Here is a 26,160-nt window from a genome sequence, read left to right as displayed (position 1 = left end):
CAAATGAAAAATCAAAGTGTAAAAAATAACATTGACTGGATAAGCGTTTTTATCTACATTTCGTTGGTGATATTAGGGTGGCTAAATATCTATTCTTCATCATTACTATCAACAGAAGGAACCTACCAAAAGCAATTAATCTTTATTGGATGTACTATCCCTCTAATTTTTGTGGTGCTTTTTGTGGACGGAAAATTCTACGAAAAATACGCAACTATTATTTTTGGAGTTTCGTTATTATCCTTAGCCGGTTTATTTTTATTTGGAAAAACTATTGCCGGACAAAGATGTTGGTATGCCATAGGAAGCTTCACTTTACAACCATCCGAGTTTGCTAAAGCCGCTACATCATTGGCATTGGCCAAATATTTAAGTGATACACAAATCAACCTGAAAGATACCAACCGACAGATTCAGGCCCTGGCCATTGTATTTTTACCGGTATTATTGATTTTACCTCAACCCGATCCGGGAAGTGCCTTAATCTACAGTATTTTCATTGTTGTATTATATAGAGAAGGTTTGCCATCCTGGTATGTTTGGACCGGCTTTATCACCATACTATTATTTGTATTAACACTCGTTCTGGAGCCCTATGTAGTTATTCTAATTGCTCTGGGAGTTTTAACCATCATACATTTTAAAGGAAGAGTAGTTGACCGAAACATTATCTTAAGCGGTATTCTTCTGCTTATTATCTCAGGTTTTGTTTTCTCTGTAGATTATGTTTTTGATAACGTTTTTAAACAGCATCACCGTGACCGTTTTAATATCTTATTAGGAAAAAGTGTAGATATGAAAGGTATTGGATACAACACCAATCAATCTGAAATTGCTATTGGATCAGGAGGATGGATCGGAAAAGGCTTCCTCGAAGGAACTCAAACCAAAGGAGGATTCGTTCCTGAACAACACACCGATTACATCTTTACAACCGTTGGTGAAGAATGGGGTTTTGCAGGATCTTTAGTTGTAGTTGCACTTTTCGTGGGGCTATTTCTAAGAGTCATCTACTTAGCTGAAAGACAGAAAACAAAATTTAGCAGGGTATATGGATATTGTGTTGCTGGAATTTTATTCACCCACTTCTTTGTTAACATTGCCATGGTTATTGGAATTTTCCCAACAATTGGGGTCCCTCTGCCTTTCTTTTCTTATGGAGGCTCCGGACTCTGGGGATTCACAATTCTGTTGTTTATCTTCTTAAAAATGGATGCCAATAAAGTGAATGAATGGTAGTTTTTTCTTAAGACGCTAAGGTTCTGAGGTACTAAGGTGCTAAGTTTTTATTCGGAGGCACAACGATTCAGAAGTTGACATTTAGAGTTGCATTTCACAACTCACATTTCACACTTTACATCTCACATTTCACAAAAGAAAATATATCCCATAAAAAAAGTCCGAAACTTAACTGTTTCGGACTTTTTTATACCTTCTATTTTAATTATATCTTTTCGCTTGGTCTCTTTTTAAAAAGCTTTACCAATACCGGAAATGTAGATATGATTACAATTATAATAATGATGTATTCAATGTGATGTTTTAAGTCTATTCCTTCTTTCAGGAACACGCCATATAAATAGTGTCCTGCGAAGATCAATATAAACGACCATAAGAAAGAACTCAAAACATTATAGAACATAAATTTTTGTTTATCCATAGAAACAATTCCTGCAACAATAGGAGCAAAAGTCCTGAAAATTGGAAGGAAACGCGCATAGATAATCGCTTTTCCACCGTACTTCTCAAAGAAATCTTTTGATTGCAGTAAGTACTTTTTCTTGAACCAGAAAGAATCTTCCTTTTTGAATAAATAGTAACCGCTTTTCGCTCCAAACCAATATCCGGTCATATTCCCCAAAACTCCCATTATGGCAACAAGGGTTGAAAGTATAAAGACATTAAGAAAATCTGCCGGAATATCAACAACGTTCTGCATTAAATCACGACTGTAAATCCCTGCTAAGAAAAGTAAACTATCTCCCGGAAGAAAAAATCCTGCAAAAAGTCCAGTTTCTGCAAAAACTATAAAGAGAACAATAAATAAACCAATTTGAACCCCTCCAATGCTTAATGTTATATAAAATTCAGGGTTGATTAATTGCGTCCAATCAAAATTATTCATAAATGCGTTTGGTTATATTTATAAGTTTGTGAAATTAGCAATAATTTGCTTCAACCACAATTAAAAGCCATATTTTAAAGATAAATTAACTATTAAAAGCCCGAGTATAAACCCGGGCTCTGCTGTTTTTTATTCTCTTACATACTTACAGCAAGAATGCAAATTGTCATAATCGGTATCCGTAGCTTTAACGTCCTTAGTATCATGTCCAACTTTAGCTACAGCAGCATTCAAATCTGCAGGAGATGATTTTTCTTCGTTTAAAATCACCGCAAGCTGATGCGTACTAATATCCCAGCTTGCCGATTTTACTCCCGGAACACTAAAGGCCGCCTTTTCAATACGTTTTTTGCATTGCTCGCAGGTACCATTTACCTCGGTTGTATACTTTAAATTCTTGTTTTTCTTCGTTTGTGCCTGAGCCGAGAATCCTAAAAAAGTAATCAGCGCCATTAAAATTATTCTATTCATCTTGTTTATTATTTAGTGTTATTATTTTTATCTTATATGTGAGATGTTTTATGTGAGATGCTAGATGTAAGATGGTTGAATAAATTTTTATATTTTACATTTTACAGATCACTTTTTACAGATCACATTTCACATTTTACCTCTATTTTATCTTAAATCGTAATCCTGCGTAATACATCTGTCCAAAAATAGGAGCATACGCAACAGAAGCATCAAAATTAGGACCAAATGGATCTGAAGCTCCTAAAATGGCTTTGTCCTGTTTGTAATTTCCAATATTCTCCCCTCCTACATATACTTCAAAAACAGGCGAAAAAATTCTCGTTATCTGAACATTCATCACCGCATACGAAGGCGAAAAATCAGGAAACTGATCTGCAGTCGGGTTTGACGCTGTATAAGGCAATTGTTGTTTTCCGGACCAGTTAAAAGTATAATCAAATTTCCATTGTTTATCATTGTTCAGCTTGGTTTCATATTCCAAATTCCCTAAAAAACGGTGTTTCGCCTGTAAGGGACGCTGAAAAGTACCACGCAAATAATCCGTTTGAATATCATAATACTTGTAAGCCGTTCTTAAATTCAGGTTATGGATAAATTCAAAATTGAATTCTAACTGAAAGCTATTGGCAAACGAACTTCCTTTCAGATTGTAAAACAAAACATCCTGCGGACTTTGCATCAAGTCGACAACGGCCTGATTTTGAAAATCGGTACGATAGAAATCAAATCCAACTTCAGCATTTTTATTAAAAACACGGAATTTCTGAGAAAAACTCACTCCATAATTCCATGCGATTTCGGGATTCAATCCATAAATTTTTCCACTTTGATCTAAAATTGAAAACGTTCTGGAACTTGCAAAAAGCTGCTGATTTTCGGCAAAAATATTAGCCGAACGCTTCCCTCTTCCGGCAGAAACACGAAGCACACCAAACTTCCAGGGATTGTATCGCATGTGCAGACGCGGCGTAACAAATAGCCCCAATCGATTATGATTGTCTACTCTACCTCCCAAAATCAAACTAAAATTATCGGTATTATCATAAGTATACTCGAAAAACGCTCCAACTGAATTATCAATTCGACTGTAATCATTTGCGTTTACAAATTCCTGATACTGATCGTAAGCAAAATTTAAACCGGTAGAGAATTTATGCTTCGTATTGTTAATAATCGAATTGAAAATTAAATTCGAATAAAAGCTATTTTGTCTGATATCATAAAGACTCAAACCAAAATAAGAGTTTTGATTATGGGTATTAAAGGCATTCTGAAAACCAATACTTTGATACGGCATGTCTTTGAACACATATCCTATCTTAGTAGAAACATCAAAACGCTCAGTATTTATTTCTGAACCCCAATGATTTTTTGTCCCGCGATCGGTATCTTTATCGAAATCTACTTCTCCGGTTTGTTTCTTATCATTCATATATCTGAAATTGATAAAACTCACCAAACCGTTATCGGGATTATAATACTGGTAACGGTTTAAAACGTTAATTTGTTTCCCCAACGGATTGTCTAAAAAGCCGTCGTCATTCATGTCGTTTTTTGCTACACGGGCATTACCATGAACAAATAAACTCGTCGCCCATTTATCCGATAATTTTTTATTAAAATGGGTATTTAATTCAAAACGGGCATCGGTAGAACCGTAAGCATTTAAGAAAAATGGAATGTCGTTTAATGGCTTTAAAAGCTCAGTATTAATTTGTCCTGAAATACTCTCGTAACCATTAATAACACTCCCCGCTCCCTTTGTAATCTGAACACTTTCTATCCATGTTCCCGGAGTAAACGATAAGCCGTAAGCTTGTGAAGCTCCTCGTACCGAAGGAAGATTCTCTTCGCTAATTAATAAATAAGGACTTGTCAAGCCAAGCATTTTAATTTGTTTCGTTCCTGTTAAAGCATCAGAAAAATTCACATCTATTGAAGGGTTTGTTTCAAAACTCTCGGCTAGATTACAGCAGGCTGCTTTTAGCAACTCTTTGCTTGTGATAACAGATGTATTGGCAGTAAGGGTATAGGATTTTTTTATTCCTTTCTGTTTTTTTGTAATTTTCACTTCCTGTAAATCTTCTTGCGAAAACATGGATACTGAAAGCAAAAACACAACAAAAAGCATTATATTTTTTTGCATGAAAAAATGATTTTAATGTTAATTAGAAGGCTGTTTTTATCAAAATTTCTCAAAAAAAAGAAATAACAAAACAACATAGCACAAGTCAAAACGACTTGATTCTAAACATTAAAATCAGGAATAAAAGATGTACTGATGGTATAATTTAAATAAGGGAGGTGCATTTGCATCAGAATAATACGAAGCAACCTGGCTGCTTTTGAATTTTGGAATTGCAAGAAAAGCAATTGACTTATATTCCTGAGTCACCGGAAGAAAAGCAAACTGAAAAAAGAAAATCTTAAGAGTAGCATTGTCCGATTTTTTCTCAAAATGAACTACTTTGTCTTTACAGCAAGATGATTTTTTTTCAGAGACTCCACAACAATTCTTTTCAGAAGCTGCAGCTGTTGTGTTTAACGAAACGGAAGCAATCTCACCTCCGCAATAGTGCACATCAAAAGCAAACCCAATATTGGAGACCAACAGTAGGAAGGCTAAAAATAATCCCGTGCACTTTTTTAGTTTCATACTGCAAAATTATTTAAAAGACTCCAAAAAAGACTGTATAAAGTGTTATTTTTTTAAATTTTGTTGCTGATAATAAAACGCAGGAATAAATAACAGTACAAATATGGGCTGAATAATAAATCGTCGTACATAAAAAAGAAGCCAATTCCAGTCTGGAAAACATTCGAGAATAACAAAAAACATCCCCATAAGTATCACGGCAAAAAACACATATAAAAACAAACTGAATTTAAACATGTCACGATCCTGAAACAAGGTATAGATCAATATCAGAGACAGAAAAGTATTCAATACATACCGCAGCAAAAGATTCAAAAAAAGAGTAAACGTTTTTACTTCCGGAAATGGCAAGTCTTTAAAATTCCCGTCAAAATAACTCAGAAAAGGATCATAAAAAAGCTGATTTTCAAAAGCTCTAATAACGGCAAAACACAATACGATTACAATCGCAATTATTAACTTCAATTTGTGATCGAGGATTTTATTTAGCATACTTCGAAAATTTGTTTACCCAAATAATCCACAAAAGAAAAACGAAACCGTAAATAATTAAAGGAAACAAAGTCCCATGTAAAAAATGATTGTACTCGTGAAAATGAAATAGTAAAACCACCAATAGTGCAATTCTGGCAACATTTAAAACATAAATAGCAAAAATTCCAAATAGTATAAACAACAATGTGGCTTTAAATTTTCCGGAAAACGCCAGCACAAAAGCAACAAACAAAATCATAACGCTTACAGCATTGCAGCCTTCAACGATTCGAACAGAATAGTGTCTATTATACCACACCTCCAACCAAGAATCTGTGAGACTCTTGTGAATTTTGATATCACAATTAAATGTCTGCATCAATTGTTCTACATTTCGTCCCACAACATTGGTTATTCCATCTACTTCATTTGCCCCAAAACCGTTCAAATAGAACTTATACAACAGGGTTAGTACAATATAAGCCGCAAAAAAAGTGCTTATAAAAATCAGAAAGGGCTTAAACTGTACTAAATATTTTTTCAACGGATTTTTTTTTCAAATTTATGTATTTTTTGAGTTTAGCTTTAAATACTTTTGTATAAAATTTTAACATCATGACATTTCAAGAATTACAACCAAAAATAAGCGCTATTGTTTCTGATTCGGCATTAGTTAGAAACGAAAAATTATTAGCAATCTGCCAGTTACTAAACGAAAATATTGAATACTATAACTGGGTTGGTTTTTATTTTGCCAATCACGAGAACAAAACCCTGCATTTAGGCCCGTATGTGGGAGCAGAAACAGATCATACTGTTATTCCTTTTGGTAAAGGAATTTGCGGTCAGGTAGCAGAAAGTAATGCCAATTTTGTAGTACCGGATGTTGCGGCTCAGGACAATTATATTGCATGTAGCTTTACTGTAAAATCAGAAATAGTAGTTCCCTTATTTGTTGAGGGTGTAAATATTGGCCAAATCGATATCGACAGCCATGTAATTGATCCTTTTACAGAAGCCGATGAGAGATTTTTAGAATTCGTAAATCAGGAAGTTGCTAAACTATACTAAAAATAGCACTTTTACGTGATTTTAATTTTATCAAATTCTATGAAACTGATTTTACATCTCTTCTTTTTCTTGACAATTTCAACAAAATTGTTTGCTCAAGCTCCTACTTCAAAAGACAAAGTAATTTACCTCGATTCGACCTGGATAGAGAGCACTCCTGACAACTATAAATACATAAGAGTTATTGAAGGATATTACTCCAATCAAAAAACCTATGTTTTTAAAGAGTATTTCAAGTCTAAAAAACTAAAAACAATTGGTGCAACATCTGACAGAGATATTCTACAAGAAGAAGGTCCAATTCTTTACTATTATGAGAATGGCAATAAAAAACTGTCTGTCACATATTCAAAAAGAAAAAAAACAGGCCGGGAGTTCAATTGGTATGAAAACGGAAATTTAAAATCAGAGCTTGACTATTTTGAAACTAAAAAGGGAGAAGTTCAACTTAAAGTTAACAATTACTGGACTCTTAATAAAGAACAAACTGTAATCAACGGAAATGGTAAAGTCGAAGACACGAGCAATCAATTGGAACAAAACGGCATAATAAAAGATGGTTTTCCCGATGGTGAGTGGAAAGGTAAAAACCTAAAACGCAAATACACCTTTACAGAAAATTATGAAAACGGCAAATTAATCTCCGGAACGAGTATTGATTCTTTAAACGTTGAACATCACTATAAAACCATAAGTGAAAGGCCGGTTCCTAAAAAAGGCATTGATTCATTCTACAGATACTTTAGCCGTAATATGGTCATTCCAGTTGAGGCAAGAAATAAGGTATCCGGGAAGATTTACCTTAGTTTTATTGTAGATGCAGAAGGGAATTTGGTAAATCCCCGAATTTTAAAAGGACTTGGTTACGGCCTGGACGAAAGCGCAATAGCGGTAATTGCCGGTGCCGAGAAGTGGATTCCGGGTATAGAAAGAGGTATTCCGTCACGAGCCCTTTACTCAATACCTATTACAATTGTAAAAAATGGGTTATAAAATTCGTTTTTCCAAAAAAAAGTTCTAATTTTGCACCGTCTTACAAAAGTTGTACGACATACATAAAAATCATTAAATAATATTGGAATGTATTTAACTAAAGAAAAAAAGGAAGAGATTTTCGCACAACACGGTGCTGCAACAAACACTGGAAGCGCAGAAGGTCAAATCGCATTGTTCACTTACAGAATTTCACACTTAACTGAACACTTGAAAAAAAATCGTCACGATTACAACACTGAGCGTTCACTTGTACTATTAGTAGGTAAAAGAAGAGCTTTGTTGGACTACTTGAAAAAGAAAGAGATCAACAGATATCGTGAGATTATCAAAGTATTGAATATCAGAAAATAATCAATATAGAAAAGAGGTGCGAGAGTGCCTCTTTTTGTTTTTACATTACAAGCATTTTATAAGAAAAAAAGTTTGGTTTTTCATTGGGTTTTAGAACAATAACTACACACAACAACAACTACAACACAACTAAAACCCATTGTATAACCAATAAGGAAAAATTATGATTCCACAATTATTTGTAGAAAAGATCGATTTAGGTGATGGCAGAAGCATCACAATCGAGACAGGGCGTTTAGCTAAACAAGCAGACGGTTCTGTAGTAGTAAGAATGGGCGATACCATGATTCTTGCGACAGCAGTTTCAGCTCGCACTTCTAACCCAGGCGTTGATTTTTTACCATTAACGGTAGATTACCGCGAAAAATTTGCAGCAGCAGGTCGTTTTCCGGGTGGTTTCTTTAAGAGAGAAGCTCGTCCAAGTGATAACGAAGTATTGACAATGAGATTAGTTGACCGTGTTTTACGTCCACTTTTCCCAGATGATTACCATGCTGAAACTCAGGTTATGATTCAATTGATGTCTCATGACGAAGAGGTTATGCCGGACGCTTTAGCTGGTTTAGCGGCATCTGCAGCATTAGCTGTTTCAGATATCCCTTTTTATAACTTAATTTCTGAAGTACGTGTTGCACGTATCGATGGAAAATTCGTAATCAACCCAAGCAGAGTAGAATTAGAAAAATCTGACATCGATATGATGATTGGCGCTTCATTAGATTCTGTTGCTATGGTTGAAGGTGAGATGAAAGAAATTTCAGAAGCTGAAATGGTAGAAGCTATTAAGTTTGCTCACGAAGCTATTAAAGTACAAATCCAGGCGCAATTGCGTTTGCAAGCTGCTTTTGGTAAAAAAGAAATTCGTACTTACGAAGGTGAGAAAGAAAACGAAGAAATCTATAAAAAAGTAAAAGCTGCAGCATACGATAAAATCTATGCTATTGCAAAAGTTGGTTCGGCTAAACACGAAAGAAGCGCTGCATTTGCTGAAGTAAAAGAAGAAGTAAAAGCTTTATTTACAGAAGAAGAATTGGCTGCTGACGGAGATTTAGTTTCTAAATATTTCTATAAAACAAACAAAGAAGCTGTTCGTAACGTAGTGTTGGAATTAGGCGTTCGTTTAGACGGTAGAAAAACAACAGATATCAGACCAATCTGGTGTGAAACTGATTATTTACCAAGAGTTCACGGATCTTCATTGTTTACACGTGGAGAAACTCAGGCATTGGCAACTGTAACTCTTGGAACTTCAAGAGAAGCAAATCAAATTGACTCTCCATCTGAACAAGGTGAAGAGAAATTCTATTTACACTACAACTTCCCTCCTTTCTCAACTGGTGAAGCAAAACCTCTAAGAGGAACTTCAAGAAGAGAAGTAGGTCACGGTAACTTAGCTCAAAGAGCTTTAAAAAACATGATCCCTGCTGATTGTCCGTATACCATTCGTATTGTTTCTGAAGTATTAGAATCTAACGGTTCTTCTTCTATGGCAACCGTTTGTGCAGGAACTATGGCTTTAATGGATGCTGGAGTTCAAATGACAAAACCGGTTTCAGGAATTGCTATGGGATTAATTACTGACGGTGAGAAATTTGCTGTATTGTCAGACATTTTAGGTGATGAAGATCACTTAGGAGATATGGACTTTAAAGTAACCGGAACTGCTGATGGCATTACTGCTTGTCAAATGGACATCAAAATTGATGGTTTACGTTATGACATTATGGAACAAGCTTTAGGACAAGCACGTGAAGGACGTTTACACATTCTGGGTAAATTAACTGAAACAATTGCAACTCCAAGAGCTGACGTAAAAGCACATGCACCAAAAATCATCACCAGAACTATTCCTGGAAACTTTATTGGAGCATTGATCGGACCTGGTGGAAAAGTAATTCAGGAATTACAAAAAGCTACAGGAACTACTATTGTAATCAACGAAGTTGACGAACAAGGTGTGATTGAAATCTTAGGTACAGATCCTGCCGGAATTGAAGCAGTATTGGCAAAAATCAAGTCAATCACTTTCAAACCGCAAATGGGAGAAGCTTACGAAGTAAAAGTAATTAAAATGTTAGATTTTGGAGCTGTAGTAGAATATACTGCTGCACCAGGAAACGAAGTTTTATTACACGTTTCTGAATTAGCATGGGAACGCACTGAAAATGTTACCGATGTTGTAAACATGGGCGATGTATTCCAAGTGAAATACTTAGGTGTGGATCCTAAAACTAAAAAAGAAAAAGTGTCAAGAAAAGCACTTTTACAAAGACCTCCACGTGAGGAGAAAAAAGAGTAATCAGATCTTAGTTTACTAAAGGTTTATTCATAGAAAACCCCAATTCATGTATTTTGAATTGGGGTTTTTCGTTTTTACTGCATTTTTTCACTAAATATCTCCTCAAATACCCGAATAATCACAAAAAAACACGACAAACCTTACATTTATACGAGAAAATAAAATATCTTTAACACACCAAAAAAACAAATTAATAATCCTTAAAACACAATTATGTACTTTAACGTTACCCAAATCACAAAAATTAACGAGCAAGATTTTGTCTTTTCTGACCAAAGCAGTCTTACTTTCCCTGTCCCACCTCTAGCCTCAGCACAACTTTACAGAAATCAAGGTGTACTTACTTTAAAAATATGTGCTACCGTTTACATCAACTCTCAAGATTCAGCCCCACCATCAGTTCGTACACTAATAGAAAATGATACCAATATCGAAATCTATTTTGATTATGACTGGGACGAAAGCACACCAGATACTTATGATGTTTGGTATGTTGAAGTGGATTATATCTCCGATACAGTTAACAATATTAAGAGCGTCACATCTTACTTAAGAAATTTAGACCCTGAAACCTCTAGAGGAACAAGAACTACTGTAGATAATTAAACCCTATCAAGGAAAAGGAATGATTAAAACAACTAACTAATCATTCCTTTCTATTTTTTTATTAAACAAAACTAATACAGTTTCAAGATGTACAAACTAAGAATTATCTTTATTTCGGTTCTGTATTTATTTTTCATCACTTTATCAACGAAAGCACAAACAAGGACATCTTCATTTCACGAAGTACTTAAAAAAAAAGCAATTCAGTTCCGACACGAAACCAACTTTAATAAAGCTCAACATTTTTTTTTACTCAAAAAATGGGATTCCACTTTAGTTTATTCCATGAGACAACTGAACATAGGAGAAAATGAGGAACTATCAGATTATTGTCATTATCTTCGCGGAGACTCATTTAGAGAATTAAAGCTCTTTGACGAATCCAAATATGAAATGAACCTAATTTCAAAACAATTTACTTTCTATCCTTTAGTAAACAAAGCATTAGGCCAAATCTCAATAGAATTAAAAGAATTCAAAAAAGCCATTTATTACCTCTCAGAAGTAGAAAAAGTAGCACTTAAAACCAAACAGAATGACTACAGAATAAGTGCCGTATATGAAAATATTGGACTTTGTTACCTGCATCTCAATCTATTCACCAAAAGCGAAGAATACCTACTAAAGAGTAAAGAATTAAAAGAAAAAGAAAACGCCCCTCTCTCTCTTGTGCGACTATATCAAAACATTGCTAATCTATATTATGAACAATACAAGGACAAAGAAGCAATTGCCTATTTTGAAAAAGCTTATAATCTATCAAAAAAAATAAACGATTTTGACCAGAAATTAACCGCAGCTTTTAACATGGGAATGATTGAAGAAAACAGAGGCAATTTCAAGAAAGCAATTCAATATCGAAAAGAATACGATCAATGGAAAGACTCTCTCAACAACCAAAATAAAGTCTGGGCAGTCGCTGACTATGAAAAAAAATTCGCTGTAGCCCAAAAGCAAAAACAAATAAAAGTACTTGAAGTAGAGAATAGACTTAAAAATACCCAACGTAACGGTTTCTTTTTTGCCGCCATTGGCTTATTATTAATCTTAACGGCGGGAGTATATCTCTATGCTCAAAAAGTAAAAAACGGCAAAATCATATTGCTTCAAAAAAACAAACTCGATCAATTAAACGCTACCAAAGATCAATTGTTCTCTATTGTAAGCCATGATCTGCGCTCGTCGGTAAATGCGCTCAAAACAAGTAACGCGAAGTTATCGGCAACACTGGAAACCAAGAATTATGATGAATTGAATCAGCTCATTATTCAAAACAGTACTATTGCAAGCGGTGCCTATAGCTTATTGGACAATTTACTGCATTGGGCCATGTTGCAAACCAAACAATTGTACTTTCACCAAGAATCCGTTCACTTGTATTCTATCGTCCAGCAAATCGAATACAACTACAAACCTTTGCTACTGGACAAAGCCATTACTTTTGAGAATTTAGTTTCAAAAAATAATTTTATCTTCGTAGACCTCGATTCGTTAAAAATTATACTTCGTAATTTATTAGACAATGCGATTAAATTTTCGAATGAAGAAGGCAAAATAAGCTTTTACACTCGGGAAACCAATCCTGATTTTTGTGACCTGATCCTTGAGGACAACGGAATCGGAATGAGCCCGGAAACCATTAAAGAATTACTTACCGATAATACTTCTTTACTCGCCAAAAAAAATAATTCTGAAATTATAGGTACCGGTTTAGGTTTGCAGCTGTGCAAACAAATGATCAGAAAAAATGGCGGAACATTAGCCATAGAAAGCGAGCTCAATATAGGAACTAAAATGATTTTGACTTTCCCAAAAACAATAACCAATGGATAATATTCATGTTCTAATTATAGAAGATACCCCCGAGCAAAGCGAAGATCTTTGCCGGGTGCTGCGTCAAAACAATTATAATATTGTAGGAGTTGCAACCAATTTTACAGATGCACTGAAACTTTTTTACGAAAATACGATAGACATCATTATTATTGATGTCTTTTTAGACGGAAAACCCGAAGGAATTACGTTTGCCGAATCAATCAACATTATTCCAAACGCTTCTAAACCATTTGTATTTTTAACCAGTTCACAAGACCGCCAGATTTTTGAACGAGCCAAACTTACAAAACCTTTCAGTTTTTTACTGAAACCTTTTAACGAACTGGAAATTCTTTATGCCATAGAAATGGCTGTAGAAAAGTTTTATGCCCAAACCAATGTTTTTCAGAATGAAGAACAAGATACCGTGATTAGCAATGACTATTTATTTATAAAGAAGAAAAACTCTTTAAAAAAAGTAGCCCTTAATGATATTCTATATATTGATGTAGAAGAACGCTATTGCAACATCATTACCGAGAAAGAAAAATTTGTAATTCTGATCTCATTGACAAAAATCAGTAATTTGTTAGACAAGAACCGTTTCATCAAAACACATCGAAACACCATTGTAAACACTAATAAAATAGAGGAAATTATTCTAGCCGATAATCTCATTATTTTAAAAGGCGATCACAAAATAAACCTGAGTGATACCTATAAAGATTTTATAAAAAAAATGAACATTTTGTCATAACAACAATAGTTCAAAAAATAACGACTCCACAAATCCTCTCTATCCGGGAGGATTTTTTTGTTTTAAAAGAAATATCCCTATACACAGAGGTTCCGAAAGATTTCATGACAGAAAATTCAGCTTTCGTGACATTTTTAATTTCCTTCCCGGAAATCAAAATTACTTTTACCCCAAGAAACCCAAATCATAAAACATAAATGAGAATTGAATTAAACAGACCATCAGACATGAAGCCTTTACCAATATTAAAAAAAATAAAAAACAACCCCTGGGTTGGCGTAACTGTCTCTCTTCTATTCATCATTCCTTGTTTATACAAAATTCTCGACGACATCACAGTTTTCAGAATAGAATATCTATTATTAGCTCTTGCTTTTCCAGTCTATATAAAATCTCTTAAAAAAATCTTTGATGACATTTTAGACACCTCAGACGATTTTTCAGACTAAAAAATATTTTTTGCCCCTTTTTTAATGAAACACTACTGCTTAATCTTTTAAGTCAGGGTGTTTTTTTATTTTTAGACCAAACATATCTCAGATTGCATCTACATCTCATAAAATTATTCACTTTTTAAGTCAAAAAACATCAACATCATTATTATTTAACAAAAACACTGCGCTTATTAACATTTTTTTGATATTTTTGAGAAGCTATAAACCAAAAAATCAAAACAACCAATCCTTTGAAGAAAAATCAAATAAAAAACCACTATCTAATTTTATTTGTCTTATTCTTAAATGCATACATCATTTACGGACAAACAAACAATGAAATCTCAGTATACAACTGGTTTGACAAAAACCTGGGTGTAGAATCACTAGAATTTGAAAACGGGCCAGCTCATTTAAACTTCGACAAAACAATCAACAATCAAAATCGTTATTATATTTCCGAAGATTTCAAAAAAGGAAGTATGAACTATAATAATCAAAATTATTTTGATTTATTATTAAATTACGATACTTACAGCGATGAACTGGTTATAAAACCGTACGGAGAGTCAAACACCACTAAAGTTAATCTTTTTACCGAAAACATCAATTCCTTTACGATAGGCAATGAAAAATTTGTCAACCTTAAAGCTCCAAATTCAGCCAGTTTTAGAAAGGGATATTACGAAGAAGTTCCGGTAGGAAATAATATAATTCTTTACATAAAGCACTCTAAAGAAAAGAAAAAAATCAACAAAGCCGAAGTTGATTTAATAGATTATGCTCCCAAACATGAATTTATTGTCTTAAAGCAAAATACATTCTATCCTATAAATGATAAAAAGGAAATCACAACGCTGTTTCAGGATAATAAAAGGAAAATAAATGATTTTTATCTTATGTATAGAAATTTAAAGAAGGAAGATGCTGCACTATTTATGAAAAACCTCCTGAAGTACATAAATAACTAAAATCCGTAGCAATTATCCAAATGAGAATACTTACCCTTTTTTTATTATTTTTCGGTTTTAATCAATTAATCTATTCGCAAGATCAAAAAATTAACATCAATTACAGCAACATCAATCGAGTTGAAGTTTTAAAAAAAATAGAAGCTTCTACAAACTACAAATTCTACTTTCAAAATGAATGGATCGATAATAACGTCTTAATATCCGGAGATTACTCCAATAAAACATTACAAGAGGTATTAAACAAAGTTTTTGAAGATACTGAGCTTAATTTCTTTATCACCAAGAACAAAGTCATCTTAACGAAGAACAGTATCATCTACGACAAATTTCAAAATGATAAAGTCAGGACCGTTAATATCCCGATCTTTTTTCAACAATACGATTCTGTTACGAAAAACAAAACAGGCCAAACCGCTCCTATTGCATTAATTGGAAAGGAAACCATCGAGTCTGATACGGATTTCTACACCATTTCAGGCCATATCACCGATCTAAAAAGCGAAAAACCTTTAGCAGACATAACGGTAAAAGCAAAAAACACTGCGGCAACAACCATTACAAATGCACAGGGATTTTATAGCCTAAAACTACCTGTTGGATTGGCAACAATCGAAATCGAGTCGATATTATATAATAATACGACCCGAAAAATAATGATCTACAGCGATGGTACTCTGGATTTCTCTCTAATCGAGAAAATAAACCAATTAAAAGAGGTAGTCGTAAAAGGAAAAAACAGTCAGAACATAAGAACTGCCATAACAGGAGTTACCACCATTGAAGCCGAAGGTGTAAAAACGGTTCCTTTGGTTCTTGGAGAAAGAGATGTTTTAAAAATTGCACTAACCATTCCCGGAATTAAAACTGCCGGAGAAGGTTCCTCAGGTTTTAATGTTAGAGGAGGAAAAGAAGATCAAAACCTGATGCTACTGGATAACGGAACGATCTACAATCCTTCTCACCTTTTTGGTTTTTTCTCCTCCCTTAATCCTTATACTATCAACAAGGTTGACATTTACAAAGGAGGTATCCCTTCAGAATTTGGTGGGCGATTATCGTCTGTTTTTGATATTACTTCTAAAAACGGAAACACAGAGAAATTTTCAGGAGAAGGAGGTATTGGTCCGGTTACGAGTAATCTTACCGCTTCAATTCCGGTTGTAAAAGGTAAAGCAAGTTTATTAGTAGGCGGCAGAGCCACTTACTCTGACTGGATACTGAAGACTTTAGACGATGAAAACCTAAAAGACAGCCAGGCTTCTTTTTATGATTTATTTGCAAAATACAGTCACAAAATAAACAAAAACAATTCTGTTGAAGGTACCGCATACTACAGCAAAGACAAGTACAGCATTACCCCTGACTCGTTGTACCAATATAGCAACCGTCTTATTTCTTTAAAATGGAAACACGCTTTCAACGAGAAAAACAGCAGCGAACTTAATGTTTCCAATAGTGAATACAAATTCAGTATCGACTATGAGTCTGTTAATCCTGAATCGTTCATTTTCAAATACAAAATAAACGAAACTCAGGCAAGCCTTAAATTCAATAGCGAAGTTAGTAGTAAGCATAAATTCACTTATGGAATATCAAGCAAATTATACAAAGTTAGTCCCGGCGAACTCAATCCAAATGGAGAATCTTCAATCGTAAATCCTATAAAAGTTGATGATGAAAAAGGACTGGAGTCAGCTTTGTTTTTCTCTGATAAATTTAAAATTACCGAAAAGCTGTTATTAGACGTTGGAGCACGATATTCTTTATATGCCGCTTTAGGAGCATCTACTCAGAAAATTTACCAGGAGGGTGTACCCATGACTCCTTCAACGGTTGTAGAAGAAAAAACGTATGGCAATAATAAAGTAATCACCACTTACGGAGGTTTTGAACCCAGAGTTGCTTTACGTTATATATTTGATGAAAGCTTATTTGCAAAGGCCGGTTTTGATAAAAACTATCAGTACATTCATTTATTAACCAATAACACTACCCAGTCGCCTACCGATACCTGGAAATTATCTGATTTGAATGTTAAACCTCAAAGTGGATTACAATACTCTCTGGGTATTTTTAAGAAACTGGATTATAAAGATATCGAGTTAAGTCTGGAAGGATATTACAAAACTTCTAAAAATATACTGGATTACAAAGTTGGAGCAAACTTACTCTTAAACAAAGATCTTGAAACCGAATTACTTCAAGGCAATGGGAAAGCTTACGGTGTAGAGTTTTTACTAAAAAAATCAATCGGAAGGCTTAACGGCTGGATTGGTTACACCTATTCCAGAACTTTTATAAAACTGGACAGTCAATTTAACGATGAAAAGGTAAACAACGGGGCGTATTTTCCAACTAACTTTGACAAACCGCATGACGTAAGCATTGTAATGAATTACAAATTTACACACCGTTATAGCTTTTCTTCGAATTTTGTATATCAAACCGGAAGACCCATAACCTATCCTATCGGAAAGTATAATTATAACGGTGCCGAATATACACTGTACAGCGATCGAAATAAATACAGAATACCGGACTATTACAGATTAGACATTGGGATAAATATTGAGGGTAACCATAAAATAAAAAAATTAGCACACAGTTTCTGGAACATTTCAATTTACAATGTTTTAGGGCGAAACAATCCTTATTCTATCTTTTTCGTAACAAAAGAAGGACAGGTAAAAGCCTACCAAACCTCTATTTTTTCTGTTCCGATACCAACAATTACTTATAATTTTAAATTTTAAAAAGTTATGAAAAAGATCTTACTCTCTGGATTTCTTATAACGATACTCCTCTCGATGGTAGTTGGATGTACGACACCATACTCCTATCAAACCAATGGATTTGAAGATGCTCTTGTAATAGAAGCAACTATTACGAACGAATTAAAAAATCAGCAGATTAAATTATCCCGAACCTATAAACTTGAAAGCAAGAAACCAATCTTTGAAAGTAAAGCTGTGGTATATGTAACAGATGATCTGGGTAATAAGTACGATTTTCAGGAAAAAAATGAAGCGTATGTTTCCCTGAATCCGTTTCAGGCCAGTCCCGACAGAGCCTATCAATTACACATCCTTACAAAAAACGGAAGAAGCTACGTCTCGAATGAAGAGAAACTACCACAACAAACTCAAATTGAAAAATTAGAAGCAACAGCAGTAACAAAAAAAGGTGTATTAGGTGTTGAAATTACTGTAAGCAGTAATGATCCAACAAATAAATCCCGATATTACAGATACGAATACGACGAAACCTATAAGATTATTGCACCTAAAGCTTATTCGAAAAAAGCCGTTGCTGTTTTTTTCCCTCCAGGGTCAAATCCCAAAGGACAAGTTGTCTTTGTAGACAGAACAACAGAAGTTAGAACTTGTTATTCAGACAAGAAATCGAATGAATTAATCCTAACCAATACCAATCAGTTAAGCGAAGATAAAGTCACTAATTTCCCTGTCAAATTCATTAGCAGCACAGACCCGATCATCAGAAACAGATATAGCATCTTAGTCAAACAATATGTTCAAAATCTTGCTGCTCATACATTTTATGAAACACTAAAAGATATATCCGACATAGGAAGCATTCTGTCGCAAACCCAGCCTGGATTTTTTTACGGAAACATAAATCCTGTTGACAATCCCGGTGAGAAAGTGATTGGTTTTTTCAATGTGTGTTCTTACTCCGAAAAAAGGCTCTTTTTTAATTACAAAGACCTTTTTCCTATGGAACCTCTTCCTAAATACCAATACAATTGTCCTTACCCTATTCCCGAAAACGAAGCTGACGAATTTTATTACAATTACTGCTTCGGTGCTTCAACAGAATGTCAGGGCAATGTAGTCCTGGACCTGCTTAACTCAGGGATTAGAGTTTATTTTCCTGACGAAAGTCCAAAGTACTTATTGTATCCCGTAGAATGCGGAGATTGCACTTCATTTTCATCAAACATAAAACCATCATTTTGGATAGACTAAAATATATAACCATCGTAGCTTTAGCAATGAGTTTTCAGCAAATTTCGTTTGCTCAAAAAAACAATGCTACAACTGAGCTGAACGAAATAGACAAAAAACTAAACGAGTCCATTTACATAAGCACAAACTCCAATTCATATCTAACGGGGGAATCTTTATTCTACAAAATTTTTTGCATCAATAAAACAACAAACGAAACATCGAAATATAGTAAAATTGCTTACTTACAGTTGATCGACAAAAATAAAACAACAATTCTTACTCATAAATTATTTCTTGAAGATGGAACTGCCAGTAGTGATTTTTTCATTCCGACAACTCTGGAAACCGGAAACTACAAGATAATAGGATACACCAACTGGATGTTGAACAAAGATGCTGCCGAATACTTTAACCTTGACATTTACATCTTAAACCCTTATAAAGACAAGCCCATAAATGCCATTTCTCAAAAAGAAACGGTTTCAACAGAAAGCATAACAAATACAAACATCTCGTTTGATTTAAAAAACAAAACCTATAAAAACAGGGATTTAGCAGAGTTACAAATCAACACCAATTCTGATGAGTTTACAAAGGGCAATTATGTTCTTTCGGTACGAAAAGCGGATGGTTTTACAGCCCAAAGGAAAACAAATTTTGAGGAAATTGCTGCAAATACTGCCGCTAAAAATATTGAAACAAAAATAAAGAATCCTAATTTTATATTACCAGAATTACGAGGTGAAATCATTTCAGGGAAAATAAAATCCAGTAACGCAGAAACTAAAAATAAAAAAGTCGCCCTTTCAATAGTAGGCAAAAATTCTATTTTAAAGCTTGCAAAAACTGACAATGAAGGAAATTTTGTTTTCAATCTCGAAAAACCAAATTCAAATTCAAATGTAGTCATTCAAATTCTGGAGGACAACAAACAGGATTATACTATTGAAATGGACAAACCTAAAAATATTAATTTTTCGAATTTAAACTTTCCGGAATTTCAGTTCAATTCAGAATTCAAACAAAACATTTCCGAAAGATTGATTTCCACTCAAATAGAAAACGCTTATTATAACGTTAAAAAAGACAGCACAGTAGCTTCTACTGACACTATTCCTTTTTACAACAAATTATCAAAAGAGTTTAAACTGGATGCCTTTACCCGATTTCCAACCATGGAAGAAACCATTACCGAAGTGGTAAACGGTGTTTATTTTTCAAAAGACAAAAACACCTATGCCATTCACGTTTACGACTACGATCCTAACTATGAATCTGCCTTACCTACTCTAATAGTAGTAGATGGGCTGATTATAGAAGACCTGAACGAGTTTTTTCATTACAGCCCTAAAAACATCTATAAAGTAAACGTGGTAAAAGGAATTTATTACTATGGCGCTAAATCTTTTAACGGTGTCGTCTCTTTTACCACTAAAAACGGTGATTATGAAACCAAACTGAAAGGCAGTTTTATTATACGCCCTGAACTTTTAAGGCCTCAGCCTAAAAAAGAATATTTTAAACCTGATTATACCAGCAATAAAAATGAAAGGATTCCTGATTACAGACATCAGCTTTTATGGATTTCCAACGTTGATTTAAGTGATGCTAATTCAAAAACACAATTTTATACCTCAGATGTATCCGGTAAATTTGAAATAACACTGGAAGGATTTTCTGCTACAGGAAAACCTGTTTTTATAAAAGAAACTATAATCGTAAAAGAATCCGTTTCAAATTAGAGGTAAGCAAGTTAAAGAAGACAAACCAATTAATTTTAAAAATAATTTAAAGTAATTGTAACCTTTTTTCAACTTCTTACGTATAACTACTTGTACACTTAAAAATTGAGGAGACAAAAAACATGAGACAACTTAAAATCACCAAGCAGGTAACCAATCGTGAAACTGCATCATTAGACAAATACCTACAAGAAATTGGAAAAGTTGACCTAATTACCGCCGATGAAGAGGTAGAATTAGCACAAAGAATAAAAGCCGGTGATCAAAGAGCATTAGAAAAATTAACAAAAGCTAACCTACGTTTCGTTGTATCGGTAGCTAAACAATATCAAAATCAAGGATTAACTCTTCCTGACTTAATAAATGAAGGAAACTTAGGTTTAATTAAAGCGGCTCAACGTTTTGATGAAACTCGTGGTTTCAAATTCATCTCTTACGCTGTATGGTGGATTCGTCAATCGATCCTTCAAGCTTTGGCAGAACAATCTCGTATTGTTCGTTTACCATTAAACAAAATCGGTTCTATCAATAAAATCAACAAAATGTATGCTTTATTAGAGCAATCTAACGAGCGTCCACCTTCTGCTGAAGAAATTGCAAAAGAACTTGACATGACCGTAAATGACGTAAAAGAGTCTATGAAAAACTCAGGTCGTCACTTATCAATGGATGCACCTCTTGTTGAAGGTGAAGATTCTAACCTTTACGACGTTTTACGTTCAGGAGAATCTCCAAACCCGGACAGAGAACTAATTCACGAATCGCTACGTACTGAAATTGAGCGTTCATTAGAAACATTAACTCCAAGAGAGGCTGATGTTGTTCGTTTGTATTTTGGTCTTGGCGATCAACACCCAATGACTTTAGAAGAAATTGGAGAAACTTTCGACTTAACTCGTGAGCGTGTTCGTCAGATTAAAGAAAAAGCAATCCGTAGATTAAAACATACTTCCAGAAGTAAAATCTTAAAAACTTATCTTGGATAATATCCATAGTTCCAACTATAGTAATTCCAAATTCCGATAATTTTGTTGGAATTTGGAATTTATTGCAAAACTGCCTATATTGGACCCGAAAGCAAACAACAGTTTGATTGACTGTTCGTTTTTTGATTGATGATTGAAACTCCGGCTGATTACCGGAGTTTTTTATTATATCATATTTCGAAAAATATTGTTTAACCTCAAAGGACGATTTTCATCTAATTTAATCCATATTCTTTGCTGCTTTTGCAGTTAATCATCTTCATAAAAGAACTTTGCGCTAATCCTTGTGAACTTTGCAATTAAAAAATTTATCTTTGCAAAAAATAACACAACATACAACTACACAATGAAGAATACACTTATTGCTCCTTCTGTTCTTGCAGCTGATTTCGCTAATTTACAACGTGATATCGAAATGATCAATAACAGTCAGGCCGACTGGTTTCATATTGATATTATGGACGGAGTTTTTGTTCCGAATATTTCTTTCGGAATGCCGGTTTTAGAAGCGATTTCAAGACATGCAAAAAAAACTATAGATGTACATTTGATGATTGTTGACCCGGATCGATACATCAAAACTTTTGCCGACTTGGGCGCAAATATCTTAAGCGTACATTATGAAGCCTGTACCCATTTGCATAGAACACTTCAGGCTATTAAAGCCGAAGGAATGAAAGCAGGAGTTGCAATTAACCCACACACTAATATTGATTTATTAGAAGATGTAATCAACGATATTGACTTAATATGTATTATGAGTGTAAATCCTGGTTTTGGAGGTCAATCATTCATCGAAAATACTTATGCTAAAGTAGAGAAGTTAAAAGCCTTAATCACACGTAAAAATGCTTCTACAATTATTGAAATTGATGGTGGCGTAACCAGTAAAAATGCAAAACAATTAGTAGAGGCCGGTGCTGATGTTCTGGTTGCCGGAAGCTTTGTCTTTAAAGCCGAAAATCCAACTCAGACTATTGCAGAATTAAAAGCTTTGACTAGTTTTTAAAGACTTAAAAAAAATAACAAACCGGCAGATTTTAAAACCTGTCGGTTTTTTTATGTCAATTCTAAAAATAAATTTTTGAGCAAAAAGATCAATTCAATAAAGCCTTAGCTTTTCTATATCCTGTTAAACTAATGTTTCTATGCTTTTTAAAAAATTTATTAAGATGACTTTCATCAGAAAAACCAAATTCATCTACAATCTCATTAATCCTCATATCACTAAAACTTAACCGATGTTCTATCAATCGGATTTTATAGTTTGAGACAAAAGACTGAATCGTCTCTCCACAATGGTTCTTAAAATAACTTCCCAAATAAGTATCTGATATATCAAATTTCCCCGCTATTACCGACACTTTTATTTTTTGAGGAAAGAAGATATTCTCCTGGATGTAATTAATAATTTCTAAAATTCTTTTATCAGCACTCTCTTTTATCCCTAATGGTTTTATTTTCGCAATGTTTCGGGCGGCAATGACAACAAGCGCATTTACATAGTGAATGATTAAATCTTCATCATAAATATCTGTATTATCCATCGTATATACTAGTGATTCTACTATAGATTTAACAAGATATTCATCGGCTTTTCGGTTCAAAATACAGCCTGATAAATGTGATGCATAATGAAATAAGCATTCGATATGATCGATACTTTTTGATTTATATTCTTTTGCATATTCACTGTTAAGCTTCACCAGTAAAAACTCTGTTGTAGTAATAATATCAAATCTATAGTAATCATTTGGTGTTAGTAACATTAAATTTCCGGTCAGATACGAAATTGCATTTCCATTAATATGGAGAAAACCAGACCCAGAAATAACATATACCATCTGAAAAAAACTTAACTGCGAATTGACCAACGGACATTGATCGACCCTTTTATAAATCACTTCAACTGATTGATGCATATTTTCTTTTCTCATACTGCAAAAGTACTCCTTTAACCATTAATTGTACCGAAAAAACAACTGCACTCAGTTTATTTTTACTAAAAATTAAAAACAAAATGAAACAAAAATTCTATTCCAGTAAAAACAATATCGTATTGATTGCCATCTGTCTCGCCAATTTAATGTTTTCTCTTGAAATTTCAAGTGTGCCCGTTCTATTACCAACGCTTGAAAAAGTACTGAGTGCCAACCTCAAAGACATGCAATGGATTATGAATATCTACACCATAGGCTGTACCACTGTTTTAATGGCTGCCGGAACGCTGGCAGATCGATACGGACGAAAACGGATTCTTATAATTACTATTATTTTATTTGGGATCTCGTCCTTAATTTGCGGTCTCGCACAAAACGTAATTTTATTAATAATAAGTCGTTTCTTTCAGGGAATAAGTGGCGGCGCAATGCTGATCTGCCAGGTTGCCACATTATCACATCAATTTCAGGCAGGCAAAGAACGTAGCAGGGCTTTTAGTCTCTGGGGAATTATTCTTGGTATCGGATTAGGTTTTGGCCCTATAATTGGCGGGACGATACTGGCCATATTATCCTGGAAATGGATATTTTTAATACATTTTCCAATAGCCATTCTTGCTGCGATTCTTGTTTACGGTTATGTAGATGAATCTAAAGATCCTGATGCAAAAAAAATGGACCTTTGGGGTATGATTACCTTATCTGTTGCCGTTTTTGGGTTAACTTACTTTATTACACAGGGACCAGATCTTGGTTTTACAAGTTCTACTGCTTTGGGCGTTATAGCAATTGCAATACTAAGCTTTGTTACATTTATTGGGATCGAAAAAACAAATCCTTATCCGATGTTTGATTTTTCGGTATTTGAAATACGTGAATTTTCTGGTGCCATTCTAGGTTCTATAGGTATGAATTTTAGTTTTTGGCCATTTATAATTTATTTACCTATTTATTTCCAAAGCTATCTGAACTACGATGTTGTAGCTGTTGGTCTTTCTCTACTCGCCTATACGCTGCCAACATTGGTTATTCCTCCTTTTGCAGAATATCTCTCTTCCAGATTTCGTTCTGGAATTGTAATTCCCCTAGGTTTGTTTGTTATAGGGCTGGGTTTTATCCTGATGAAATATGGCTGTAGTGCAGAAGATGCTAGCTGGCTCACCATGCTTCCCGGATCATTACTTGCAGGAATTGGATTAGGACTAACAAACACACCGGTTACTAATACCACTACAGGCTCAGTTTCCGCAAACCGTTCCGGCATGGCATCAGGAATAGACATGAGTGCCAGATTAATCACTTTGTCTATTAATATTGCCTTGATGGGCTTTATTCTGGTAAACGGAATTTTCTCTTATTTAAAAACTACTTTTTCAAGAACTGCAGATCAAAAAACATTACATTCTATTGCAGAAAAAATAGCTGTAGGGAATTTTTCTTTTCATAATCAATACCATACATTAGATTTTTCACCATCTATTTTGCGCTCAGCTCTTTCCTATGGCTTTGAGATGGTTTTATTGTATGGAGGAATTGGCGTTTGGATTTTAGCTTTTATGAGTTTCACGTTATTTAATCCGAGAAAACCAACAAATCACATCTAATTTTCGATGAATTAGAAATCTTTACTATTTTGTAGATTCTTCACATTCGGAAAGAAATCAATTCCGGTCATTTTCTCAAGAGTTTCAATCGGAACTACAAAATCATAAAGTGACTTATCGCTATCCTTATTCGGGACCAAAAAAGCGATTACCTTATGCTCTTTTCCGGTTTTAGTTAAAATGATTTTATAAAAATATTTAGGAACAGCGACCTTTTCTGTTCCTATTTTTTTATCCGAATCTTTCAAAACTCCGCCTGTCACAATATAAATATCGTTGTGCTTTTCAGCCCAGTAACGTGTTTTTTGTTCCAATCTATTCCAGATTCCGCTATTGAAATCATGATCCTGAGGCGAAATGTTTGAGGTATAAAATGTATCGTTATAAGCACTCTCATTAAACTCCATATCTCCGGCCGGGCAAAGATGCCCTTTATCGTAACCCGATTTTTTATAATTCCTCCAATCGGCAGAGCCCGTTGTTACTTTTGGATCTTCAATGAAATATGGGCGTTTATAGTCGGCATTTTTTAAATATTCTTTCTTTAATTCATAAGCAACCCACTCTGCCTGTTCAAACTTTTCATTGTAGGACAGGGTGTAGTATTTGTGCTTTACGATTTGTCTGGTGGTAGAAGTTGGCAAATACGCAACTGTAAATATAGAGTCTGTACTGCTTTGGTTTGCAACAAACGGAGCCTGCTGTTGCTGAGGCAATTTTTCACTTTCGTTGCTTTCTTTTTTACACGAAAACAATACCAATCCCAATACACCCCAAACGATATAGTTTTTCATTTTTCTTCAATATTTAGTTGCTAAGAAGCCTGTTAAATTACAAAAAAACGCTCCAAAAAATATACTTTTTGGAGCGTTTTCTTAACAAATTAAT

Annotated in this window: 24 protein-coding genes; 16 read left to right on the top strand and 8 right to left on the bottom strand. The window is 34.2% G+C overall.

The features are described 5' to 3' along the window. Positions 1 to 3: 3 nt before the first annotated feature. Positions 4 to 1,239 carry a rod shape-determining protein RodA gene (gene rodA, locus AC3IS6_RS07325; protein WP_173966574.1) on the top strand — a complete coding sequence of 412 codons (1,236 nt, stop codon included), beginning with the start codon at positions 4 to 6 and terminating at the stop codon, positions 1,237 to 1,239. Between the two features lie 205 nt (positions 1,240 to 1,444). Here rodA and AC3IS6_RS07320 read toward each other — a convergent pair whose 3' ends face one another. The 6 genes from AC3IS6_RS07320 to xrtF form a co-directional block, all read right to left on the bottom strand. Continuing rightward, positions 1,445 to 2,125 carry a DedA family protein gene (locus AC3IS6_RS07320; RefSeq protein ID WP_173966575.1) on the bottom strand — a complete coding sequence of 227 codons (681 nt, stop codon included), beginning with the start codon at positions 2,123 to 2,125 and terminating at the stop codon, positions 1,445 to 1,447. 129 nt (positions 2,126 to 2,254) lie between these two features. Next, positions 2,255 to 2,596, bottom strand: coding sequence for a heavy-metal-associated domain-containing protein (locus AC3IS6_RS07315; RefSeq protein ID WP_489164303.1), 342 nt, complete (start codon positions 2,594 to 2,596; stop codon positions 2,255 to 2,257). Between the two features lie 142 nt (positions 2,597 to 2,738). Next, a complete protein-coding gene (locus tag AC3IS6_RS07310) occupies positions 2,739 to 4,745 on the bottom strand; it encodes a TonB-dependent receptor plug domain-containing protein (RefSeq protein WP_489164302.1) in 2,007 nt (668 codons plus the stop codon). Between the two features lie 114 nt (positions 4,746 to 4,859). After that, a complete protein-coding gene (locus AC3IS6_RS07305; protein ID WP_489164301.1) occupies positions 4,860 to 5,255 on the bottom strand; it encodes an HYC_CC_PP family protein in 396 nt (131 codons plus the stop codon). A 45-nt stretch (positions 5,256 to 5,300) separates the two neighbouring features. Further along, positions 5,301 to 5,747 (bottom strand): exosortase F system-associated membrane protein, encoded by a 447-nt coding sequence (locus AC3IS6_RS07300; RefSeq protein WP_489164300.1) that lies wholly within the window; start codon positions 5,745 to 5,747, stop codon positions 5,301 to 5,303. Next, positions 5,737 to 6,273 carry an exosortase family protein XrtF gene (gene xrtF, locus AC3IS6_RS07295; RefSeq protein ID WP_489164299.1) on the bottom strand — a complete coding sequence of 179 codons (537 nt, stop codon included), beginning with the start codon at positions 6,271 to 6,273 and terminating at the stop codon, positions 5,737 to 5,739. The genes AC3IS6_RS07300 and xrtF overlap by 11 nt, the downstream gene beginning before the upstream one ends. Before the next feature lie 71 nt (positions 6,274 to 6,344). Between xrtF and AC3IS6_RS07290 the strand changes: the two genes are divergently transcribed. From AC3IS6_RS07290 to rpe, 14 genes are all read left to right on the top strand, one after another. Continuing rightward, positions 6,345 to 6,800, top strand: coding sequence for a GAF domain-containing protein (locus tag AC3IS6_RS07290; protein WP_489164298.1), 456 nt, complete (start codon positions 6,345 to 6,347; stop codon positions 6,798 to 6,800). A gap of 39 nt (positions 6,801 to 6,839) precedes the next feature. Further along, entirely contained in the window at positions 6,840 to 7,793 is a 954-nt protein-coding gene (locus AC3IS6_RS07285) for an energy transducer TonB (protein ID WP_489164297.1), read from the top strand. An 87-nt stretch (positions 7,794 to 7,880) separates the two neighbouring features. Next, on the top strand, positions 7,881 to 8,147 hold the full coding sequence (gene rpsO, locus AC3IS6_RS07280) for a 30S ribosomal protein S15 (protein ID WP_026983900.1): 267 nt from the start codon (positions 7,881 to 7,883) through the stop codon (positions 8,145 to 8,147). A 163-nt stretch (positions 8,148 to 8,310) separates the two neighbouring features. Continuing rightward, a complete protein-coding gene (locus AC3IS6_RS07275; RefSeq protein ID WP_489164295.1) occupies positions 8,311 to 10,446 on the top strand; it encodes a polyribonucleotide nucleotidyltransferase in 2,136 nt (711 codons plus the stop codon). A 213-nt stretch (positions 10,447 to 10,659) separates the two neighbouring features. Continuing rightward, entirely contained in the window at positions 10,660 to 11,052 is a 393-nt protein-coding gene (locus AC3IS6_RS07270) for a hypothetical protein (protein ID WP_281923419.1), read from the top strand. A 285-nt stretch (positions 11,053 to 11,337) separates the two neighbouring features. Then, complete coding sequence (locus tag AC3IS6_RS07265; protein WP_489164294.1) at positions 11,338 to 12,885, top strand: tetratricopeptide repeat-containing sensor histidine kinase; 1,548 nt, start codon at positions 11,338 to 11,340, stop codon at positions 12,883 to 12,885. Then, positions 12,878 to 13,624, top strand: a complete 747-nt coding sequence (locus AC3IS6_RS07260) for a LytR/AlgR family response regulator transcription factor (protein ID WP_489164293.1) — start codon at positions 12,878 to 12,880, stop codon at positions 13,622 to 13,624. Before AC3IS6_RS07265 ends, AC3IS6_RS07260 begins: the two co-directional genes overlap by 8 nt. A 197-nt stretch (positions 13,625 to 13,821) precedes the next feature. Next, a complete protein-coding gene (locus AC3IS6_RS07255; RefSeq protein ID WP_489164292.1) occupies positions 13,822 to 14,073 on the top strand; it encodes a hypothetical protein in 252 nt (83 codons plus the stop codon). Positions 14,074 to 14,309: 236 nt separating this feature from the next. After that, positions 14,310 to 15,029 (top strand): hypothetical protein, encoded by a 720-nt coding sequence (locus AC3IS6_RS07250; protein ID WP_489164291.1) that lies wholly within the window; start codon positions 14,310 to 14,312, stop codon positions 15,027 to 15,029. Positions 15,030 to 15,049: 20 nt separating this feature from the next. Further along, positions 15,050 to 17,785: a TonB-dependent receptor gene (locus tag AC3IS6_RS07245; RefSeq protein WP_489164290.1), complete on the top strand. Its 2,736-nt coding sequence runs from the start codon at positions 15,050 to 15,052 to the stop codon at positions 17,783 to 17,785. 6 nt (positions 17,786 to 17,791) lie between these two features. Then, entirely contained in the window at positions 17,792 to 19,018 is a 1,227-nt protein-coding gene (locus AC3IS6_RS07240) for a DUF4249 domain-containing protein (protein ID WP_489164289.1), read from the top strand. Continuing rightward, on the top strand, positions 19,006 to 20,742 hold the full coding sequence (locus AC3IS6_RS07235; protein WP_489164288.1) for a hypothetical protein: 1,737 nt from the start codon (positions 19,006 to 19,008) through the stop codon (positions 20,740 to 20,742). The genes AC3IS6_RS07240 and AC3IS6_RS07235 overlap by 13 nt, the downstream gene beginning before the upstream one ends. 122 nt (positions 20,743 to 20,864) lie before the next feature. Then, positions 20,865 to 21,728 carry a sigma-70 family RNA polymerase sigma factor gene (locus tag AC3IS6_RS07230; protein WP_007804760.1) on the top strand — a complete coding sequence of 288 codons (864 nt, stop codon included), beginning with the start codon at positions 20,865 to 20,867 and terminating at the stop codon, positions 21,726 to 21,728. Positions 21,729 to 22,074: 346 nt separating this feature from the next. Further along, positions 22,075 to 22,737, top strand: a complete 663-nt coding sequence (gene rpe, locus AC3IS6_RS07225) for a ribulose-phosphate 3-epimerase (RefSeq protein WP_489164287.1) — start codon at positions 22,075 to 22,077, stop codon at positions 22,735 to 22,737. Positions 22,738 to 22,825: 88 nt separating this feature from the next. Here rpe and AC3IS6_RS07220 read toward each other — a convergent pair whose 3' ends face one another. After that, positions 22,826 to 23,665: a helix-turn-helix domain-containing protein gene (locus AC3IS6_RS07220; RefSeq protein ID WP_489164286.1), complete on the bottom strand. Its 840-nt coding sequence runs from the start codon at positions 23,663 to 23,665 to the stop codon at positions 22,826 to 22,828. A gap of 83 nt (positions 23,666 to 23,748) precedes the next feature. Between AC3IS6_RS07220 and AC3IS6_RS07215 the strand changes: the two genes are divergently transcribed. Next, positions 23,749 to 25,272, top strand: a complete 1,524-nt coding sequence (locus AC3IS6_RS07215) for an MFS transporter (protein WP_489164285.1) — start codon at positions 23,749 to 23,751, stop codon at positions 25,270 to 25,272. Between the two features lie 11 nt (positions 25,273 to 25,283). On the opposite strand, the gene AC3IS6_RS07210 is transcribed toward AC3IS6_RS07215, so the two are convergent. Further along, positions 25,284 to 26,066 (bottom strand): DNA/RNA non-specific endonuclease, encoded by a 783-nt coding sequence (locus tag AC3IS6_RS07210; protein WP_489164284.1) that lies wholly within the window; start codon positions 26,064 to 26,066, stop codon positions 25,284 to 25,286. Positions 26,067 to 26,160 lie beyond the last annotated feature (94 nt).

Source organism: Flavobacterium sp. KH_035, from assembly GCF_057839565.1.
Note: the sequence above shows the minus strand (reverse complement) of the source record. Positions and strands in the feature narration are given on the sequence as shown.